Origin of the sequence: Lentzea terrae (assembly GCF_003265345.1) — a bacterium.
GTDB lineage: Bacteria > Actinomycetota > Actinomycetes > Mycobacteriales > Pseudonocardiaceae > Lentzea > Lentzea terrae.
In genome coordinates, this window is the sequence record NZ_QFWW01000007.1 from 170,338 (window position 1) to 188,613 (window position 18,276).

Consider the following 18,276-nt stretch of genomic DNA (forward strand, 5'->3'; position numbering starts at 1 on the left):
GGTTGTCATGATGGTCGCCATGGACGTGATGGAGGCTTTCTCACCCGCGACCAGGCAATGGTTCGCCGGGGCCTTCGCCGCGCCAACCCAGGCGCAGACGGGTGCGTGGGCGGCCGCGGCGGCGGGCGAGCACGCGCTGGTCATCGCCCCGACGGGCTCGGGCAAGACGCTGGCCGCGTTCCTGTGGGCGCTGGATCGGCTGGCTTCCTCCACGGTGCCGGCCGAGCCGAAACGACGGTGCCGGGTGCTTTACGTGTCGCCGTTGAAAGCGCTGGCGGTGGACGTCGAGCGAAATCTCCGCGCGCCGCTGGCCGGTATCCGGCAGGCAGCGCACCGGCTGAACCTCACCGAACCGTCGATCACCGTGGGCATGCGGACGGGCGACACCTCCCCCGAGGAACGGCGGGCGTTCGGGCGCACTCCCCCTGACGTGCTGGTGACGACGCCGGAGTCGTTGTTCCTGCTGCTCACGTCGTCGGCGCGCGAGTCGTTGCGCGGCGTGGAGACGGTGATCGTCGACGAGGTGCACGCGGTGGCGGGCACCAAACGCGGCGCGCACCTGGCGTTGTCACTCGAACGGCTGGACGCGCTGCTCGAACGGCCGGCGCAGCGGATCGGCCTGTCGGCGACCGTGCGGCCGGTCGAGGAGATCAGCACGTTCCTCTCCGGCGGCCGGCCGGTGTCGGTGGTGCAGCCGAAGACCCCCAAGACCATCCAGGTCGAGGTGGAGGTGCCGGTCGAGGACATGGCGCTGCTCGGCCAGCCGACGGGTGAGGTGTCGGGCTCGGCCGCCGGCGCCGAGCAACGCACCTCCATCTGGCCGTCGGTCGAGGCACGGGTGCTCGAACTGGTGCGAGCCCACCGGTCGACGATCGTCTTCGCGAACTCGCGGCGGCTCGCCGAACGGCTGACCGCGCGCCTGAACGAGCTCGCGGAAGAAGCCACCGAACTGGAGTCGTTCCCGGCTGAGGCGATCGGTCAGTCGGGTCTGACGGTGCAGAAGACCGCGTCCGTGGCCCGCGCGCACCACGGCTCGATGTCCCGCGAGCAGCGCACGGCCGTGGAGGAAGACCTGAAGTCCGGGCGGCTGCCGTGCGTGGTGGCCACGTCGTCGTTGGAGCTCGGCATCGACATGGGCTCGGTCGACCTGGTGGTGCAGGTCGAGGCGCCGCCGTCGGTCGCGTCCGGGCTGCAGCGGGTCGGCCGGGCCGGTCACCAGGTGGGCGCGGTGTCGCGGGGCGTGATGTTCCCGAAGTTCCGCGGCGACCTGGTGTCGTGCGCGGTGGTGGCGGAGCGGATGCAGAACGGCGCGATCGAGGCCGTGAAGTTCCCGCGCAACCCGCTCGACGTGCTGGCGCAGCACATCGTCGCGATGGTGGCGATGGAGACGTGGACGGTCGAGGAGCTGACGGCGCTGGTGCGGCGGGCTGCGCCGTTCGCCGGGCTGCCGGACTCGGCGCTGCACGCCGTGCTGGACATGTTGTCGGGCCGGTACCCGTCCGAGGAGTTCGGCGAGCTGCGGCCGCGGATCACGTGGGACCGGGTGAACTCCGAGCTGCGCGGGCGTCCTGGCTCGCAGCGGCTGGCGGTCACGTCTGGCGGCACGATTCCCGACCGCGGGCTGTTCGCGGTGATGACGCCGCCGTCGGAGAACGGTCCCGGCTCGCGGGTCGGTGAGCTCGACGAGGAGATGGTCTACGAGTCGCGGGTCGGCGACACGTTCCTGCTGGGCACGTCGTCGTGGCGGGTCGAGGACATCACCCACGATCGAGTGATCGTGGTGCCCGCTCCCGGTCAGCCCGCGCGAATGCCGTTCTGGAAGGGCGACGCACCGGGCCGTCCGCTGGAGCTCGGCCGTGCGATGGGCAAGTTCCTCCGCGAAGTGTCCACAATGGAGGACTCAGCCGCCCGCGAACGAGCCGCGAGTGCCGGCCTGGACGAGTGGGCGACGGACAACCTGCTGGCATATCTGGGCGAGCAGCGGGAGGCGACACGGCACGTCCCGAACGACAGAACCGTGCTGGTGGAACGGTTCCGCGACGAGCTGGGCGACTGGCGGCTCGTGGTGCACTCCCCGTTCGGCGCTCAGGTCAACGCGCCGTGGGCGTTGGCGATCGCGGCACGGCTGCGCGAACGCCGTGGCGTCGAGGTGCAGGCGGCGCACTCCGACGACGGCATCGTGCTGCGGCTTCCTGATGCGCTCGACTTCGAGGGCATGGAGGTGACGGCGAGCGCCGAGGACGTGCTGCTGGATCCGGACGAGGTCGAGCAGATCGTGGTCGCGGAAGTGGGCGGCTCGGCGTTGTTCGCGGCACGGTTCCGCGAGTGCGCTGCCCGCTCCCTGCTGCTCCCCCGCCGTGATCCCAAACGGCGCACCCCGTTGTGGCAACAGCGGCAGCGCTCGGCGCAGCTGTTGTCGGTGGCGGCGAAGTACGAGCGGTTCCCGGTGGTCCTGGAGGCGATGCGCGAGTGCCTGCAGGACGTCTACGACGTGCCGGGCCTGCGCGAGCTGATGTCGGACGTCCGCGCGCGCCGGGTGCGCGTGGTCGAGGTGGAGACGCCGTCGCCGTCGCCGTTCGCGCGCAGCCTGCTCTTCGGTTACGTGGGCATGTTCCTCTACGAGCTGGACGCTCCGCTGGCGGAACGTCGTGCGGCAGCGCTGTCACTGGACTCGACGCTGCTCGCGGAGCTGCTCGGCTCCGAGGCGATCCGGGAGCTGCTGGACCCGGAAGTCGTGGCCGAGGTCGAACGCAGCCTGCAACGCCTGGCGGAAGACCGTCGCCCGCGGCACGCAGAGGACACCGCGGACCTGTTGCGGTTCCTCGGAGATCTCTCCGACGCGGAGGCGCTCGAACGCGGAGTGCCCCGCGAGTGGCTGGACGAGCTGGTGGCACAGCGCCGGGCGATCCGCGTCCGGATCGCCGGCGAGGACCGCACCATCGCGATCGAGGACGCGGGCCGGGTCCGCGACGCGCTCGGGGTAGCTCTCCCCGTCGGCGTCCCGGAGGCCTTCACCGAACCGGTCGCCGATCCGCTGGGCGACCTGTTGAGCCGCTACGCCCGCACCCGCGGCCCGTTCGCGGCCACGGAGCCGGCTTCGCGGTTCGGCCTGGGCGTGGCCGTGGTGACGGGTGTGCTGGAACGGATGGCCGCCACGGGCAGGCTGGTCCGCGGTGAGCTCCGGCCGGGCGGCACACACACCGAGTACTGCGACGCGGACGTGCTCCGCCGCCTGCGCCGTGCCTCGCTGGCGCGGCTGCGGTCCGAGGTGGAGCCGGTCGAGCCGGCGGCACTGGGCCGGTTCCTGCCGGCGTGGCACGGCCTGGGCCGCCGGCTGCGTTCGGCGCCGACGGTCGACGACGTGTTCTCGGTGGTCGAACAGCTTGCGGGAGCACCACTTCCGGCCAGTGCGCTGGAGTCCCTGCTGCTCCCGTCGCGGCTGCCCGGCTACTACCCGGCGCTGCTCGACGAGCTGACCGCGTCGGGCGAGGTGACGTGGACGGGCTGCGGCGCGCTGGCCGGTGGCGACGGCTGGATCGCTTTGGCGCCAACGGACGTGGCCGACCTGCTGCTGCCCGACCTGGTGCCGGAGTCGATCCCGGAGTCGCCGCTGCACACGGCGGTGCTGGAGGCCCTGTCCGGTGGGGCGTTGTTCTTCCGGCAGGTGGTCGACCGCGTCTCGCTGTCCGTGGCGTGCACGGACGCCGAGGTCGTCGGCACTTTGTGGGACCTGGTGTGGGCGGGCTTGATCACCAACGACACCCTGTCCCCGTTGCGCGCGTTGGTGTCCGGTGGCGGCGCGGCGCACAAGCCTCGCCGCAGCGCGCCGCGGGGCCGCTACGCCCGGCTGCGCGCCGCTCGTCCGGACATGCCGTCGCGCACGGGTCCGCCCACCGCGGCGGGCCGGTGGTCGCTGGCCGTCAGCCCGGCGGAGGACCCGACCCGCCGGGCGCACGCCAGAGCCGAGGCCTTCCTGGAACGCCACGGCGTGCTGACCCGCGGCGCCCTCGACACCGAACGCGTGACCGGCGGGTTCAGCGGTGTCTACAAGGTGCTGCGGGCGATGGAGGAGTCCGGCCAGGTCATCCGCGGCTACGTCGTCGAAGGGCTGGGTGCCGCCCAGTTCGCGGCACGCGGTGCGGTCGACCGGCTGCGGGCGTTGTCGCGCCCACCTGGCCAACCGGCGCAAGCCGACCAGGCGGCGGTGGTGCTCGCCGCGGCCGACCCGGCTCAGCCCTACGGTGCCGCGTTGCCGTGGCCGGATCCGTTGGGAGAAGGCAAACATCGCCCAGCACGCAAGGCCGGTGCGCTGGCGGTCCTGGTCGACGGCACCCCGGCGCTGTACGTCGAGCGAGGCGGCAAGTCCCTGCTGTCCTTCACCGACGACGAGCCGACGTTGCGCATCGCCGCGAACGCCCTGAGCCGGGCGGTCCGCGACGGCTGGCTGGGTCAGCTGGCCGTCCAACGGGCCGACGGCGAGGTCGCGCTGACCTCGCACCTCGCGACAGTGCTCCAGGAAGCCGGTTTTCGCGCCACACCGAAGGGACTGCGCTTGAGAGCATGAACAGCCGCCATGCCGCGGACTCCCGGCGTGCTAAGCCGGGAACAGCGAGCTGTAGGCGTTCAGCGCCGGTTGGCCGCCGAGGTGGGCGTAGAGCACCGTGGAGTCGCGGTCGATCTCGCCCGACGACACCAGGTGGATGAGGCCCGCCAGCGACTTCCCCTCGTAGACGGGGTCGGTGATCATGCCTTCCAGGCTCGCGCCCAGGCGCATGGCGTCCACTGTGGACTCGTCGGCGACGCCGTAGGTGCCGGCGTGGAAGCGGTCGTCGAGGAGGATGTCCGCGTCGGACACCGTGACCTCGCGGAGCTTGGCGGTGTTGTGGGCGATGCGGGTGATCTGGTCGAGGGTCTCGGCGGGTTTGGCCGAGGCGTCGATGCCGAGCACGCGGCGGTTGGTGTCGTTCGCGAAGCCGGCGACCATGCCGGCCTGCGTGCTGCCGGTGACCGAGCAGACGATGATGGTGTCGAAGAAGACGCCCAGCTGGGCTTCCTGCTGGCGGACCTCGTCCGCCCAGTTCGCGAAGCCCATGCCGCCCAGCGGGTGGTCGGAGGCGCCGGCCGGGATCGCGTAGGGCTTGCCGCCGGACGCGCGGACGTCCTCGATGGCCTGTTCCCAGGCCGGTTTGATGCCGATGCCGAACTCGGCGTTCACCAGGCGGACGTCGGCTCCCATCATGCGGCTGAGCAGGATGTTGCCCACCCGGTCACTGCCGACGTCGGTCCAGTCGACCCAGCTTTCCTGCACCAGCACGGCTTTCAGGCCCGCGCGGGCCGCCGCGGCCGCCACCTGCCGGGTGTGGTTGGACTGGATGCCGCCGATCGACACCAGTGTGTCGCAACCGGTGGCCAGCGCGTCGGCGACGAGGTACTCGAGCTTGCGGGTCTTGTTGCCGCCGTAGGCGAGGCCGGAGTTGCAGTCCTCGCGCTTGGCCCAGACCGAGGCGCCGCCGAGGTGCGTGGACAGGCGGTCCAGGCGGTGGACCGGGGAAGGACCGAAGAGGAGCGGGAATCTGTTCACAGTTCCTCCTGCAGGGTGCTCCAGTTCTCGTCGACCAGCCTGGCCGCGAGCACGTGGTCGCCCTGTTCGCACGCTTCGATGATCTGCTGGTGCTGGGTGACGGAGTGGCGGGCGCTGGGCGAGGAGAAGCGGCTGTGCTCGGCGCGGCGCACGAGCGGCGTGTAACGGTCGATGGTCGCGGCGATCGCGAAGTTGTTGCAGCAGTTGATGGCCACGGCGTGGAACTCGTCGTCGGCGGCCAGCGCGGCAACGGCGTCGTTGGCGTCGAGGGCTTTCTTGAACGCCTTGTTCGCGGTGCGCATCGCGGCGATGTCGTCGGCCGTGAGCGACTTCCGCTGGACGACCAGGCCCATCGCGAGGGAGTGCAGCGACTGCACGACGACGAGTGCGTCGAGCACCGGCTCCGCTTCCAGCGCGGTGACGCGGGTGTACGCGTGCGGCTTGGTCTCGACGAGGCCCTCGTCGGTCAGCGTGGCGAGCGCCTCGCGCACCGGCGTGCGGGAGAGGCCGAGCTTCTCCGCCAGTTCGACGTCCTTGATGGCCGTGCCTGGTTCGAGGTCGCCGCGCACGATCGCCGACCTGATCTCGGCCGCGGCCCGCTCCTTCAGCGACCCATATCCAATATATTGCATATTAGTCAGCGTAGGGCTGGGCCTGAGTGATCGCAACCACTGGCCGTTGAACAGCAAAAACCCCCGAGCAGACAGCTCGGGGGTCGTGGTCTCCAGGAGTCAGGCGAGGGGCAGTGCGCGGCCGAGCACCGCGAACGGGCGCGGGTCGCCGGTGAACTGGTAGTGCCGCAGCACGTCGACGAAGCCGACGCGGCGGTAGAGCTTCCACGCCTTGCTCGGGCCTTCCGGCGTGGACAGCAGCACGCGGGACGACGGCACGCCTTCCATGAGGCGGCGCAACAGGTCTTCGCCGAGGCCGCGGCCTTGCGCGCGCGGCAGCACGTGGAGCTCGGTCAGCTCGAAGTAGTCGGTGAGCCAGTCCTCGACGACGGCGGGCGGCGAGACGGCCATCAGACCGCGCCGCACCTGTTCGTGCCACCACTGCCCGGCGGCGCCGCGGTAGCCGTAGCCGATGCCGACGAGCTCGTCCTGCTCCCCCAGCGCCACGACGCAGCGCCAGTCCTCGCGCATCATGTGCGCGAGCCACATCGGGGCGCGCTGCTCGACGGTGCCGGGTGGGTAGTTCATCGCCGTCACGTACAGCGAGAGCGCTTCGCCGAGCCGGACGTTCAGCTCGGAGGCGGACATCTCGACGATGCGCTCCAAGCGAGGTGAAGCCGTCATGCCGAGACCACCGCCACGCGTCCGCCCGTCAGTTCCACCAGATCCGCGAAGGTCGTGGGGTACACGGCGTGCGGATGTCCCGCGGCCGCCCAGATCTCCGCGTAGCCGGACAACGCCTCGTCCACCACGGTCTCGATCGGCGCCGGGTGCCCGACCGGCGAGACGCCGCCGATCACCTGACCCGTGTGCTCACGCACGAATTCCGGGTCGGCGCGCTTGACCGCGTCCGCGCCGACGAGCTCGGCCACCACCGACGTGTCCGCCCGGTGCGCGCCCGAGGTCAGCACCAGCAGCGGGGCCGCCACGCCGTCGCGCACCGCGGCGAACAGCAGGCTGTTCGCGATCGCGCCGACCTGCACGCCCACCGCGTCCGCCGCGGCTGCCGCGGTCCGCACGGCATCCGGGAGCACGACGATGCGTTCGGCGGTGGCGGGTGGCAGGGCTTCCGCGACTTTGCGGATTCCGGGGTGTTCGAGCGCACTCACATCACCATCAGACCACGACTGGCCCCTACGTGGTGGGGCGGGTTGAGGAATCCATCGGCAGGGAGCTACGCTGGGAGGGACTCGAACATGTGTTCGAGTCTCACCATGCCTCGGAGGTGGGGTGGGGGAAGCACCCCACCTCCGAGAGCCGCCGGCTTCCCCTCGGCGGGAGACGTCGTTCACCGACGCCACGAGGAGGCCGAGATGACAGCTGAGATTTCTTATCCGGCAGACTTCCCCCTCCCACTGCCACCCGCTTCAGCGCTCGCGTTGCTGCAGCAGGCTCGCGATTCGCTCGCCGAGTCCGAACGCACGCCGGAGCCGCCGGAACGGTTCGCCACCGCCTACCTCGCCGCGCTGCGTGCCGCCGCCGCGGTGCTCGCGTTACGCGGGCGGCCCCATCGCGGGCCTTCGCGGCCGACCAGCGCGTGGGTGTTGCTCGCCTCGATCGCACCGGAGATGCGTGAGTGGGCCACGTTCTTCGCATCTTGGTCGTCGACGCGGGCTGCTGTGCTCGCGGGCATCACACGGCACGTCAACGCGCGCACAGCCGACGACCTGGTGCGCCAGACCGATCAGTTCGTGACCCTCGTCGACCGCGTGATGAACGAGGCTCGGCGGTGAACGCTCTGGAAGTGCTGCGTCGTGAGGCCGAGCTGCTCGCCATGTCCGCGATAGGCCAGCCACCGCACAAGGGCGTGCCCGCCTGTCCGGGACTCAACCTCGGGGAGACCGTCCGGCACGTCGGCAGCGGCTACCGCAGGGCGCTGGAGTGGATCCGGCTCGGCCGCGAGCCGGCAGCCGGGGAGTGGCAGGACTTTCCCGACGACGGGGAAGACCCGTTGGAGTTCATGAGGTCGGGCGCCGCGGCCGCACTCACGGAACTGGAGGCGCACGAGGAGGACGAGCCGTGCGCGACGTGGTGGCCGGCGCAGCAGAACTACGGGTTCTGGCGGCGGCGCCTCGCGCATGAGACGACGTTGCACCGCATGGACGTGCAGGGCGCCGCGGGCATGGAGGTCGGCGCGGTCACCGACGAGGTCGCGGTCGACGGCGTCGACGAGGTGCTCACGTTGTGGCTGGGGCACAAGCTGGACGTGCTCGGCGTGCGGGGGTCGCGGGACGGGCTCGTCGCCATCAAGGTCGAGGACGACGTGTGGCTCACGCGCTGCGGTCCGCACGGCTCGTCGGCGTGGCGGGTGGTCGACCCGGAGGACGCCCACGTCGCCGACGCGCAGGTGTCGGCGAGCCCGATGACGATGTACCGCTGGCTGTGGGGACGACTGCCGGACCGGCTGGTCACGGTGATCGGCGACCACGACGCGATCGCGCAGCTGTGGGCGCTACTGCGACTCGCGACCAAGTAGCACGTTCGCGTTCTCCGCGCCCGTTGCCGACAACAGCCGGTAGCGGGCGCGGCGGCCGTCGAGCTCCAGCAGTGCCACGGAGTTCCCGAAGTGCGGGCCACTGGTCTTGCGCCAGCGCATCAGGTCCTTCGGCACACCGACGAACGTGGCGAGGCCGCGGAACACCCACGCGGCGATGCGGGACCACGACAGCCGGAAGATCGGCAGGAACACGTTCGGCGGCTCGTTGTGCACCGGCGAACACACGAGCTGCGTGACCAGGGCCTTGGTCGGTGTGGGGAACTCGGCCTCGGCGACGTAGCTGTGGTGAACGTCGCCGGAGAGCACGCAAACCGTTGCGGCGCCGTTGTTCGCCGCCTTCTCGATCATGCGGGTGAGCCGGTCGAACGACTCGCGGAACGCCGGCCAGTGCTCGAGGTCGGCCGCCTGCCGGATCTTCTCGGCGGCCCTGCCCTGCCAGCCGGGTTTGCGCGCGCCGATCTCGTTGAGGGACTGGAAGTGGCTGAGCGCGTGCGGCATCAGCCACGGCAACGACGAGCCGATCAGCAGGTGGTCGTACTCGCCTTCGGAGTTGCGCTCGAGCCAGTCGAACTCCGCGTCGCTGATCATCTGCCGCTTGCCGTTCTCGAGGATGCGGCCGCAGCGCGTGTCCACCATCAGCAGCCTGGCGCGGCCGAAGTCGCGGCGGAAGCTCCACCACGTGGACTTGCTGCCCTGCGTCTCCTTGTCCGCCTCCTCGGCGAACTCCTCCAGCAACGGCAGCACATCCGTGCCCTGGGCCTTCACCTTGGCGTACAGGGGATCCTTGGCGAGCTCGTCCGGGCCGAGGTTGCCGAGGTGCTGGTACACCCAGTAGGAGGCGATGGCACCGCGAATCCTGTTGCGCCACCAGGGTTTGTCCTTCATCTCCGCGCGCCACACCGCGGACGTGTTCCAGTCGTCGCGCACGTCGTGGTCGTCGAAGATCATCGAGGACGGCACCACCGACAGCAGCCAGCGGATCTCCGGGTCGCCCCAGGTCTCGTGGTAGAGGTGGGCGTACTCGGCGAAGTGCACGACCTCGCCGTCGGGTTCCTGTGTGCCGTGCCGGTGGTCGCGCAACCACTGCTTGGTGGCTTCGGTGGGTTCGTCGGCGTAAACCTGGTCTCCCAACAGGATCAGCGCCTGCGGCCAGTCCTGTTCCGGGGTGTTCATGAGCCGTTGCGCGAACGCGTCGAGGGCGTCGGGCCCGACCGGCTGGTTCGGCGCGGCGCGACACGACCCGAACGCGATCCTGGTCACCTCACCCGTGCGGATGACCGGCTTGGGGAACGTGCTGTCCGGTTCCGGCCAGACGGTCACCTGGTCGAGCTTCACGTCGTACTCGGTGCGCGGGCCGAGATTTTCCAGTCTGACAAGGGCGAAGTGCTGGCCGCCGGCCTGGAACGTGCGCGCGGTGTGCCCTGCGATCGTGACGTCGCAGGACACGTCCGTCTCGACCCACACCGTCGCGGACGTGTCGTTCACATGCCTGAGGAGCGGTCCGAGCACCAGCTTCGCCACCCGCGAGACAGTACCCTCGCACGCGTGGAACTCACGTTCGAGGCAGCAGATCCCCCCGCTCTGGCCGCGTTCTGGTCGGAGTTCGCCGGCGACGAGGTCGAGTTGACGTTCGTGTGGAGCGACGCCCCGAAGATCGAGAAGAACCGGGTGCACATCGACCTCGCGTCGTCGTCGCCCGAACACCAGGCGGACATCGTGGCGCGGGCGCTGAAGCTCGGCGCCGAGCACGCCGACATCGGCCAGCGCGACGTGCCGTGGGTGGTGCTGCGCGATCCGCAGGGCAACGAGTTCTGCGTCCTGGAGCCGCGGCCCGAGTACACCGGGGTGATCGCGGCCGTCGTCGTCGACTCGCCGGACCCGCTGGCGTCGGCTCAGGCGACCGGGCATCCGGTGGTGCGCAGCGGGGACGGGTTCGCTTCGGTGCGGCCGGAGCCCGGCCCTTGGCTGGAGTTCGTGCAGACCGACGACGCCGAGCCGATCACGAACCGCATCCGCGTGCGGTGGGCCGACCCGCGCTGACCAGCCAAATCCGATATCCCATATATCAGTTATGCAAAAGACGTTTGCGATCGTCCGCAAACGTCTTTTGCATAAGGGCGCGTTGACGCAGGTCAGAGGGCTGCGCTGCAGCGTGGGCTCAGAGCGCCGCCAACCGTTCACGCAAGGTGTCGAGGCCCATCGAGCCCATCTCCAGGGCGTCCTTGTGGAAGCGCTTGAGGTCGAAGTCGGCACCCTTGCGAGCCCGCGCGTCGTCCCGGGCCGCGAGCCAGAGACGTTCGCCGAGCTTGTACGCCGGCGCCTGGCCCGGCCAGCCGAGGTAGCGGTCGAGCTCGTCGCGGGCGGCCGCGGGCTCCTGCAGCGTGCGGGTCAGCATGAACTCGAGACCCAGCTCCGGGGTCCAGCGCTCGCCGGGGTGGAAGCCGGTGCCGGCCGGGATCTCCAGCTCGAGGTGCATGCCGATGTCGATGATCACGCGGGCGGCGCGGAACAGGTGTGCGTCGAGCATGCCGAGCAGGTCGCCGTCGTCGTCGAGGTAGCCGAGCTCTCGCATGAGGCGTTCCGCGTAGAGCGCCCAGCCCTCGCCGTGGCCGGAGACCCAGCACATCAGGCGCTGGAAGTCGTTGAGCGTCGACGACTGGTACACCGCCGTCGCGCACTGGAGGTGATGGCCCGGCACGCCCTCGTGGTAGACGGTCGAGGTCTCGCGCCACGTCGGGAAGACCGTCTTGCCCTCGGCGATCGACCACCACATGCGGCCGGGACGGGAGAAGTCGGCGGTCGGCGGGGTGTAGTAGGCGCCGACGCCACCGCCGGGCGGGGCGATCTTGCACTCGAGGTTCATCAGCGCGTCCGGCAGGTCGAAGTGCACGTCGCGCAGGTCGAGCAGGGCCTTGTCGGACAGTTCCTGCATCCACGCCCGCAGGCCGTCCTGGCCGTGCACCTGGTAGCGCGGGTGCTCGTCGAGGTAGGCGGCGGTCTCGGCCAGGGACGCGCCCGGCTTCAGCCGCGCCGCGACCTTCTTCATCTCGGCCTCGATGCCGAGGAACTCCTCCCAGCCCCACGCGTAGGCCTCGGCCAGGTCGAGCCGCGACCCGGTGAAGTAGCGCGAGCCGAGGCGGTACCGCTCCTCGCCGACGGCGTCCTTCGTCGGCGCCTGCGGAGCCAGCGACGTGCGCAGGAACGAGGCGAACTCGGCGTAGGCGGCAGAAGCGGCGGCGGCACCGGCGTCCAACGACGAACGCAGCGCGCCCTCGGTGCGGGACGAGGCGACGAACGAGGTGAAGAACGTGGAGGCCCAGACGTCGCACTGCTCGGCGACCTTGGTCACCTGGCGCAGTGCGGAAACGTGTCCACGGGACGCGGCGTGCGAGAGAGACGCGCGGAGACCTTCGAGAGCGGCGGGCACGGCGGAAAGACGACGCCCGATCGTGGCCCACTCGTCCGGCGTTCCGGTCGGCATCTGGTCGAAGATGTCGCGCACCGACTGGATCGGGCTCGCGATGACGTTCAACGACGACTCGGCCTGGCCTGCCTCGTAGAGTTCGTGCTCGAGGCCCGTTCGTTCCAGGAAGACGGCGCGCGCGGCCTCTTCCGAAGCATCCGCGGGAGTCGCGGCGGTGATGTCGGCGAGAGCGCGGGCGGCGAGTTCGTCGCGCGCCGCGTGCCCTTCCGGCGAGAAGTCCGTCAGCTGGTCGTCGGACCCCGCGAAGCCCAGGCTGGTGGCCGTGATGGGGTCCAGCGCCACGTAGTCGCTGACGAACTTGTTGCTGATGTCGTGGACGGATGCCATGGCGCGAGACGCTACCTCGCGGCCCTCGACACCAAAAGGTAGTTAGTCAAGCTCACGACCAAAGGAGGAACTGCGTCGTTTGGAGGGTGCTGGCAGGATGTCGGCCGTGCGTCGATCCCGGGCACTTCTGGTGCCGGTCTTCCTGCTGCTCACCCTGTTCTCCTTGAGCGGTTGCGTTCGCGTGTACGCGGCCATGGCCGTCTCGGACGACGACCGCATCTCGGGTGAGATCGTCGCGGCCACGCCGCCGACGCAGGACAACGACCCCGGCCCGCAGCTCAAGGTGCCGCCGGAGCTCGCGAGCCGCGTCACCACCAAGCCGTACCGGGTGGAGGCGTACGCGGGTACGCAGCTGTTCTTCAACGGCCTGTCGTTCGACGAGATGCGCACGCTCTCCACCGCCACCAGCTCGTCGAACAGCAGGTACAGCATGAACTTCCGCCGGTCGGGTGATCTTGTCACGCTGTCCGGCTCGGTCGACCTCACGCAGGTGCCCGTGGAACGCGCGGACATCCAGGTGAAGGTCAGCTTCCCCGGCAAGATCGTGAACACCAACGGCCGCGAGGAGGAGAACAACACGATCGCGTGGTCTCCGAAACCCGGTCAGGCGTCGATGCTCCAGGCCACCGTGCAGTACGCGGGCGAGGAGTCCAGCTCGTTCTTCGGCTGGGCGCTGCTCGTCGCCGGGCTTACCGGCGGTGCCGCGCTGCTCGTCGTCGTACTCGCTCTCATCGCGCACAAGCGCAACGTGATGGTCTAGGCGCGAGCCACCAAACCCAAGCGCCCCAACACTTCGCGCGTCGCCTTCGCCCGGTTCATGGTGTAGAAGTGCAGCGCGGGAACACCCTCGTCGAGCAACCGCTGACACATCTCGGTCGCGATGTCGATGCCCGTCGCGCGGAACCCCGCCGGGTCGTCTGCGTACGGCTCCAGCCGGCGCGAGAGCTCCACCGGCAGGTCCGCACCGGAGAGCTCCACGATCTTGGACAGGCCGCGCGCCGACAGCATCGGCATGATGCCCGGCAGGATCGCCGCCGAGCAGCCCGCGTCCGCCACTCGGTCGCGCAGCCGCAGGAACGGCTCCGGCTCGTGGAACAGCTGTGCCACCGCGTAGTCCGCGCCCGCGTTGAGCTTGCGCAGCAGGAATTTCAGGTCGGTGTCGAGGTCGTTCGAGCGCGGGTGCCCGTACGGGAACGCGGCCACGCCGACGCAGAAGTCGCCCAGCTCGCGGACCAGCCGCACCAGCTCGTCGGCGTAGTTGAGCCCCTCCGGGTGCGCGACCCACTCGCCCATCGGGTCGCCGGGAGGGTCGCCGCGCAGCGCCAGCACGTTGCGCACGCCGATCGCCGCGTACCAGCCGATCACGTTGCGCAGCTCGGCCACCGAGTGGTCGACGGCGGTCAGGTGCGCGACCGGCAGCAGCGTCGTCTCCTGCGCGATGCGACCGGTGGCGCGGATCGTGCGGTCCCGCCGCGACCCGCCGGCGCCGTACGTGATCGACACGAACGCCGGGTCGAGGCCCTCCAGCTCGCGGACGGCCTTCCACAGGATCTTCTCGTCCTCGGCATCCCGCGGTGGCAGGAACTCGACCGAGAACTTCGGCGCCGTGCCACTCGCCGGGCTGTGCAGCCTCTCCACCACCGACGTCATGCGGACAACCCTAATGGTACTTCCGCTGGGTGAGACACCGGCTCACGATGTGGTACGCGGGCCCCGGCATGCGGGTGGTCCCGGACACAGCGGACCATGGAGGCGTGTCCCACCACCCAATCGACGTTGCCCTGCCCCAGCACGTCGACGAAGCGTTGACCACGTACCTGGCCTCCCGGCGCGCGTCCGGCGAGGCGATGGACCCGAGCTTCGCGAGCGCGGTGGACGCGCTCGCGGACTTCGTGCTGGGCGGCGGCAAGCGCATCCGCCCGACCTACGCGTGGTGGGGGTGGCGCGCGGCGGGTGGCGACCCGGACGGCGAGCTCGCGGACGAGGTGCTCACGGCGGTCAGCTCGCTGGAGCTCATCCAGGCGTGCGCGTTGATCCACGACGACCTGATGGACGCCTCTTCGGTGCGCCGGGGCAAGCCGACCGTGCACATCGCGTTCGGTGCGCGCCACCGCGAGCAGGGCTGGCTCGGGTCGTCGGAGCGGTTCGGCATGTCGGCGGCGGTCTTGATCGGCGACATCGCGCTGGCGTGGGCGGACGACATGCTCTTCGCGGCCGGGCTGCCGGCCGAGGTGCTGCGGCGGATGAGCGAGCCGTGGCGGGACATGCGCACCGAGATGCTCGCCGGCCAGTACCTCGACGTGCTGACTCAGGCGCGGGGTGACTCGTCGGCCGACGCGGCGCTGCGGATCGACCGCCTCAAGACCGCCGCCTACACCGTCGAACGGCCGTTGCACATGGGCGCGGCGATGGCGGGTGGCTCGCCGGAGCTGATCGACGGGCTGCGCGCGTTCGGTGCCGACATCGGCGTCGCGTTCCAGCTGCGCGACGACCTGCTCGGCGTGTTCGGCGACCCGGAGGTGACCGGCAAACCCGCTGGTGACGACCTCGCCGAGGGCAAGCGCACGCTGCTCGTGGCACTCGGTACGCAGTTCGGTGCCGATATATTGGATATCGCGCTGGGCAAGCCGGACCTCGACCTCGACACGGTCGAGGAGGTTCGGCGGGCGCTCGTGAAGGTCGGCGCCGTCGACGCCGTCGAGGATCGCATCGAGGAGCTGACGAAGAGCGCGCTGGCCGCGCTCGACGCCGCCCCGGTCGCCGAGCCCGCCGCGACGAAGCTCGCCGACCTCGCGATCAGCTCCACGAAGCGGACCTTCTAGCAGTCCGTTCCGCGCGGACGCTTCCGCGCCTTATGCAACGATGTTCCGGCGATGGCAGCAACTCCGTCACTCCTCCGTTCGAGCTCCCAGGTTTCTCCGCTGGAGCCCTCACCTGCCGTACGCGCGAACGCCGCCATCCCCGTTCACACGACCGTGCTCGGCCTGCTGGGCGCGACGCTGATCGCGCTCGGCGGCACGGGCGCGGGCGCGGTCCCCGAGCACGACCCCCTGCTCGCCCAGGCCGGGCTGAGCTGGCTGCGCTACGGCCACGGCCGCGACCTCGCGGGCATGACGCTGTACCTGGGTCTCGGTCTCGTCGTCTGGGCCTGGATCCGGCTCGGCAGGCTCGTGCGGCGAGGTGAGTCCGGCGACTTCGCAGTGCTCGTCGCGGTGGCCCTCTGGACGTTGCCGCTGTTGTTCGCACCGCCGCTGTTCAGCAAGGACGTCTACAGCTACCTCGCGCAGGGCCAGCTCGCGCTGAGCGGCTTCGACCCGTACGAGGTCGGGCCGGCGGTGCTGCAGAGCGCGCTCAGCGAGAACGTCAGCGGGGTGTGGCAGAACGCGCCCGCGCCGTACGGACCGCTGTTCATCCTCCTCGCCAAGGCGGTCGTGTGGCTCACCGGCGGCAGCGTGGTCCTCGGCGTCGTCGCGATGCGCCTCTCGATCGCCGGCGGGCTGGTGCTGCTCTGCCGGGCGCTACCGGGTCTGAGCCGGCACCTGGGCGGGCGGTCCGCGATCGCGCTGTGGCTGGTAGCGGCGAACCCGTTGCTGCTGATCCACCTGGTCGGGGGCGCGCACAACGACCTGATGATGATCGGGCTGATGGCCGCGGGCGTGCTGCTGGTGCTCGACCGCAGGCACGGGCTCGGCTTCGTGGTGCTCGGGCTCGCGTTCTCGGTGAAGGCGACGGCTGTCGTGATCGTGCCGTTCCTCGTCTGGATCTGGGCGGCGCGGCTGGAGGGCGGCAAGCTCGCCCGGTTCCGCAAGGCGCTGCTGCCGAGTGCGGCCGCGTTCCTCGGAACGTTCGCGGCCTGCACGATGGTCGCCGGAGTCGGCCTCGGCTGGATCCCGGCGCTCAGCAACTCGTCGGTGATCATCAACTGGCTGTCGGTCCCGAGCGGGATCGGCGCCTTCGTGCGGATGGTCGTGAGCTGGTTCGCCGACGTCGACGGCGGCATCTTCGTCAGCATCGCGCGGATGCTCGGCTTCGTCGTGCTGATCTGGGTCGCGTGGACGCAGTGGTGGGCCGCGCGGGACGGCGACGTGCGCGACACCATCCAGCGCGGCGCGGTGACGATGCTGGCCGTCGTGCTGCTGTCCCCCACGACGCTGCCGTGGTACTTCAGCTGGCCGCTGGCTCTTGCCGCGGGGTTGCTGTGGACAACGCGCGCGGTGGTGGCGGTGGCGCTCGCCTCGGTCTTCCTGCTGCTGGTGACTTTCCCGAACGGAGACACGGGCCTGTACTTCTGGAGCTACCTGTCCTTCGCGCTCGGGGTGTCGGCTCTGGCGGCGTGGTCGTTGGTGGAGCCGGACCCGTTCGGCCTGTCCCCGCGCCCAGGGTGGGCAGCAGGATGAACACCAATACATCGGATATCGCGTCCGCGTACGCCGCGTGCCGCCGGATCAACGCTCGCTACGGCAAGACGTTCTTCCTCGCCACGCGCCTGCTGCGACCCGAACAGCGGCCGGCGGTGCACGCGCTGTACGCGTTCGCGCGCTGGGCCGACGAGATCGTCGACGCCGCCGGGGTCGACGACCGCGCGGGCGAGCTCGACCGCCTCGAGCGACTCCTGGACGGTTACCTCAAAAGCAGTGAGCCCGCGAACCCGGTGCTCCAGGCTCTAACGGACACGATGCGCCGTTACGACATCGACCGGGTCTTGTTCACCGACTTCCTCGAGTCGATGCGGATGGACCTCCACGTCACCGACTACGCCGACCTCGACGCGCTCGGCGTGTACATGCACGGCTCAGCGGAGGTCATCGGACTGCAGATGCTGCCGGTGCTCGGCACCGTCGTGCCCCGCGCGGAAGCCGAACCGTACGCGGCGCGGCTCGGGGTGGCGTTCCAGCTGACGAACTTCCTGCGCGACGTCGGCGAGGACCTCGACCGCGGCCGCGTCTACCTGCCGCAGGACGTCCTCAACGCGCACGGCGTCGACCGCGACCTTTTGCAATGGGTTCGTTGCAATCGTCGCGCAAACGTGCGGGTGCAAAGGGCGCTCGACGACCTCGTCGCGCACTCGTATGCGATATATCAGTCGGCCGAGCCGGGGATCGCGATGCTGTCGCCGTCGTCGCGGCCCTGTATGCGGACGGCATTCACGCTGTATCGCGACATCCTCGGCCTCGTCGGCTGCGAGGTGCTGTGGCGACGCGTGGCGGTGCCGAACTCACGACGTCTCGCGGTGGCAGTGCCCGGCGCGGGCCGGGCACTGCTCGCACGTGCGATGGTCAGATGAAACCGGGCTTAGATGACGACCACGCCGACGATGTTGGACGTCGCCGTGGCGTAGACGCTCGTGCCGGGGAAGTAGAGACGCAGGTCAGCCGACGCGTCGATGCTGAGCTTCGCGGTCCACGTCGAGTTCGGCGTGCAGGACTTGGTGTAGATGTTGGTCCACGTCGACGCACCGATCCTGACCTGGGCGAACACGTCGAGACCCAGCGTCAGCTGACGCTCGCCGTTGGCACCGAGCTTGCCCTTGATCTGGAGCTGGTTGCCCTTCTTCAGCTTGACCTTGGCGCCGCCGGCGTCGAGCTCCAGCGTGGTCGGCTTGGCGTGCACGGCCGGCGCAGCAGTCGCGGCGACCGGCGAGAGAAAAAGCCCGACGGCCGTGAGACCGGCGAGCAGAGTCCTGATGATCATGTGCACCAGTTCAGGGGTTCCAGGC

At 70.3% G+C, this 18,276-nt stretch carries 16 protein-coding genes; 8 read left to right on the forward strand and 8 right to left on the reverse strand.

From position 1 onward, the window contains the following. The first annotated feature begins 19 nt into the window (after positions 1 to 19). Positions 20 to 4,564: an ATP-dependent helicase gene (locus DI276_RS12755; protein WP_198680606.1), complete on the forward strand. Its 4,545-nt coding sequence runs from the start codon at positions 20 to 22 to the stop codon at positions 4,562 to 4,564. A gap of 30 nt (positions 4,565 to 4,594) precedes the next feature. Here the strand turns inward: DI276_RS12755 and DI276_RS12760 are convergent, their stop codons facing one another. From DI276_RS12760 to DI276_RS12775, 4 genes are all read right to left on the reverse strand, one after another. After that, positions 4,595 to 5,581: a 1-aminocyclopropane-1-carboxylate deaminase gene (locus tag DI276_RS12760; protein WP_112263511.1), complete on the reverse strand. Its 987-nt coding sequence runs from the start codon at positions 5,579 to 5,581 to the stop codon at positions 4,595 to 4,597. After that, on the reverse strand, positions 5,578 to 6,213 hold the full coding sequence (locus DI276_RS12765) for a GntR family transcriptional regulator (RefSeq protein ID WP_112263512.1): 636 nt from the start codon (positions 6,211 to 6,213) through the stop codon (positions 5,578 to 5,580). Before DI276_RS12765 ends, DI276_RS12760 begins: the two co-directional genes overlap by 4 nt. Positions 6,214 to 6,312: 99 nt before the next feature. Further along, on the reverse strand, positions 6,313 to 6,876 hold the full coding sequence (locus tag DI276_RS12770; RefSeq protein WP_112263513.1) for a GNAT family N-acetyltransferase: 564 nt from the start codon (positions 6,874 to 6,876) through the stop codon (positions 6,313 to 6,315). Continuing rightward, positions 6,873 to 7,361 carry a YbaK/EbsC family protein gene (locus DI276_RS12775; RefSeq protein WP_112263514.1) on the reverse strand — a complete coding sequence of 163 codons (489 nt, stop codon included), beginning with the start codon at positions 7,359 to 7,361 and terminating at the stop codon, positions 6,873 to 6,875. Before DI276_RS12775 ends, DI276_RS12770 begins: the two co-directional genes overlap by 4 nt. A 204-nt stretch (positions 7,362 to 7,565) precedes the next feature. Here DI276_RS12775 and DI276_RS12780 point away from each other — a divergent pair, with 204 nt between their 5' ends. Together DI276_RS12780 and DI276_RS12785 are read left to right on the forward strand one after the other, a co-directional pair. Next, positions 7,566 to 7,985 carry an SAV_6107 family HEPN domain-containing protein gene (locus DI276_RS12780; RefSeq protein WP_112263515.1) on the forward strand — a complete coding sequence of 140 codons (420 nt, stop codon included), beginning with the start codon at positions 7,566 to 7,568 and terminating at the stop codon, positions 7,983 to 7,985. Beyond that, positions 7,982 to 8,728 carry a maleylpyruvate isomerase N-terminal domain-containing protein gene (locus DI276_RS12785; RefSeq protein WP_232836624.1) on the forward strand — a complete coding sequence of 249 codons (747 nt, stop codon included), beginning with the start codon at positions 7,982 to 7,984 and terminating at the stop codon, positions 8,726 to 8,728. Before DI276_RS12780 ends, DI276_RS12785 begins: the two co-directional genes overlap by 4 nt. Here the strand turns inward: DI276_RS12785 and DI276_RS12790 are convergent. Further along, positions 8,705 to 10,270 (reverse strand): alkaline phosphatase D family protein, encoded by a 1,566-nt coding sequence (locus tag DI276_RS12790; RefSeq protein WP_112263516.1) that lies wholly within the window; start codon positions 10,268 to 10,270, stop codon positions 8,705 to 8,707. The genes DI276_RS12785 and DI276_RS12790 overlap by 24 nt on opposite strands. A 24-nt stretch (positions 10,271 to 10,294) precedes the next feature. On the opposite strand from DI276_RS12790, the gene DI276_RS12795 reads away from it, so the two are divergent. Beyond that, positions 10,295 to 10,789 (forward strand): VOC family protein, encoded by a 495-nt coding sequence (locus DI276_RS12795; protein WP_112263517.1) that lies wholly within the window; start codon positions 10,295 to 10,297, stop codon positions 10,787 to 10,789. A 118-nt stretch (positions 10,790 to 10,907) separates the two neighbouring features. Here the strand turns inward: DI276_RS12795 and DI276_RS12800 are convergent, their stop codons facing one another. Then, on the reverse strand, positions 10,908 to 12,560 hold the full coding sequence (locus DI276_RS12800) for a DUF885 domain-containing protein (protein WP_112263518.1): 1,653 nt from the start codon (positions 12,558 to 12,560) through the stop codon (positions 10,908 to 10,910). Between the two features lie 97 nt (positions 12,561 to 12,657). Here DI276_RS12800 and DI276_RS12805 point away from each other — a divergent pair, with 97 nt between their 5' ends. Then, the gene (locus DI276_RS12805; protein WP_408610537.1) at positions 12,658 to 13,320 is read left to right on the forward strand and encodes a DUF3153 domain-containing protein; all 663 of its coding nucleotides are present in this window, start codon (positions 12,658 to 12,660) and stop codon (positions 13,318 to 13,320) included. Here the strand turns inward: DI276_RS12805 and metF are convergent. Continuing rightward, positions 13,317 to 14,210, reverse strand: coding sequence for a methylenetetrahydrofolate reductase [NAD(P)H] (gene metF, locus DI276_RS12810; RefSeq protein WP_112263519.1), 894 nt, complete (start codon positions 14,208 to 14,210; stop codon positions 13,317 to 13,319). The genes DI276_RS12805 and metF overlap by 4 nt on opposite strands. Before the next feature lie 68 nt (positions 14,211 to 14,278). Here metF and DI276_RS12815 point away from each other — a divergent pair, with 68 nt between their 5' ends. Genes DI276_RS12815 through DI276_RS12825 form a run of 3 tightly spaced genes read left to right on the forward strand, consistent with a single transcriptional unit; the run spans position 14,279 to position 17,844 of the window. Further along, on the forward strand, positions 14,279 to 15,382 hold the full coding sequence (locus DI276_RS12815) for a polyprenyl synthetase family protein (protein WP_112263520.1): 1,104 nt from the start codon (positions 14,279 to 14,281) through the stop codon (positions 15,380 to 15,382). 51 nt (positions 15,383 to 15,433) lie between these two features. Beyond that, complete coding sequence (mptB, locus tag DI276_RS12820; RefSeq protein ID WP_198680607.1) at positions 15,434 to 16,957, forward strand: polyprenol phosphomannose-dependent alpha 1,6 mannosyltransferase MptB; 1,524 nt, start codon at positions 15,434 to 15,436, stop codon at positions 16,955 to 16,957. Next, the gene (locus DI276_RS12825; RefSeq protein ID WP_112263808.1) at positions 16,954 to 17,844 is read left to right on the forward strand and encodes a phytoene/squalene synthase family protein; all 891 of its coding nucleotides are present in this window, start codon (positions 16,954 to 16,956) and stop codon (positions 17,842 to 17,844) included. The genes mptB and DI276_RS12825 overlap by 4 nt, the downstream gene beginning before the upstream one ends. A gap of 8 nt (positions 17,845 to 17,852) precedes the next feature. Here DI276_RS12825 and DI276_RS12830 read toward each other — a convergent pair whose 3' ends face one another. Beyond that, complete coding sequence (locus tag DI276_RS12830) at positions 17,853 to 18,251, reverse strand: hypothetical protein (protein WP_112263521.1); 399 nt, start codon at positions 18,249 to 18,251, stop codon at positions 17,853 to 17,855. Positions 18,252 to 18,276: the final 25 nt, after the last annotated feature.

Coding starts and splice junctions, on each gene's coding strand:
- DI276_RS12825 (WP_112263808.1), top strand. CDS start 16,954: ATGAACACCAATACATCGGATATCGCGTCCGCGTACGCCGCGTGCCGC.
- DI276_RS12805 (WP_408610537.1), top strand. CDS start 12,658: ATGTCGGCCGTGCGTCGATCCCGGGCACTTCTGGTGCCGGTCTTCCTG.
- DI276_RS12800 (WP_112263518.1), bottom strand. CDS start 12,560: ATGGCATCCGTCCACGACATCAGCAACAAGTTCGTCAGCGACTACGTG.
- DI276_RS12755 (WP_198680606.1), top strand. CDS start 20: ATGGACGTGATGGAGGCTTTCTCACCCGCGACCAGGCAATGGTTCGCC.
- DI276_RS12770 (WP_112263513.1), bottom strand. CDS start 6,876: ATGACGGCTTCACCTCGCTTGGAGCGCATCGTCGAGATGTCCGCCTCC.
- mptB (WP_198680607.1), top strand. CDS start 15,434: ATGGCAGCAACTCCGTCACTCCTCCGTTCGAGCTCCCAGGTTTCTCCG.
- DI276_RS12780 (WP_112263515.1), top strand. CDS start 7,566: ATGACAGCTGAGATTTCTTATCCGGCAGACTTCCCCCTCCCACTGCCA.
- metF (WP_112263519.1), bottom strand. CDS start 14,210: ATGACGTCGGTGGTGGAGAGGCTGCACAGCCCGGCGAGTGGCACGGCG.
- DI276_RS12815 (WP_112263520.1), top strand. CDS start 14,279: ATGCGGGTGGTCCCGGACACAGCGGACCATGGAGGCGTGTCCCACCAC.
- DI276_RS12830 (WP_112263521.1), bottom strand. CDS start 18,251: ATGATCATCAGGACTCTGCTCGCCGGTCTCACGGCCGTCGGGCTTTTT.
- DI276_RS12765 (WP_112263512.1), bottom strand. CDS start 6,213: ATGCAATATATTGGATATGGGTCGCTGAAGGAGCGGGCCGCGGCCGAG.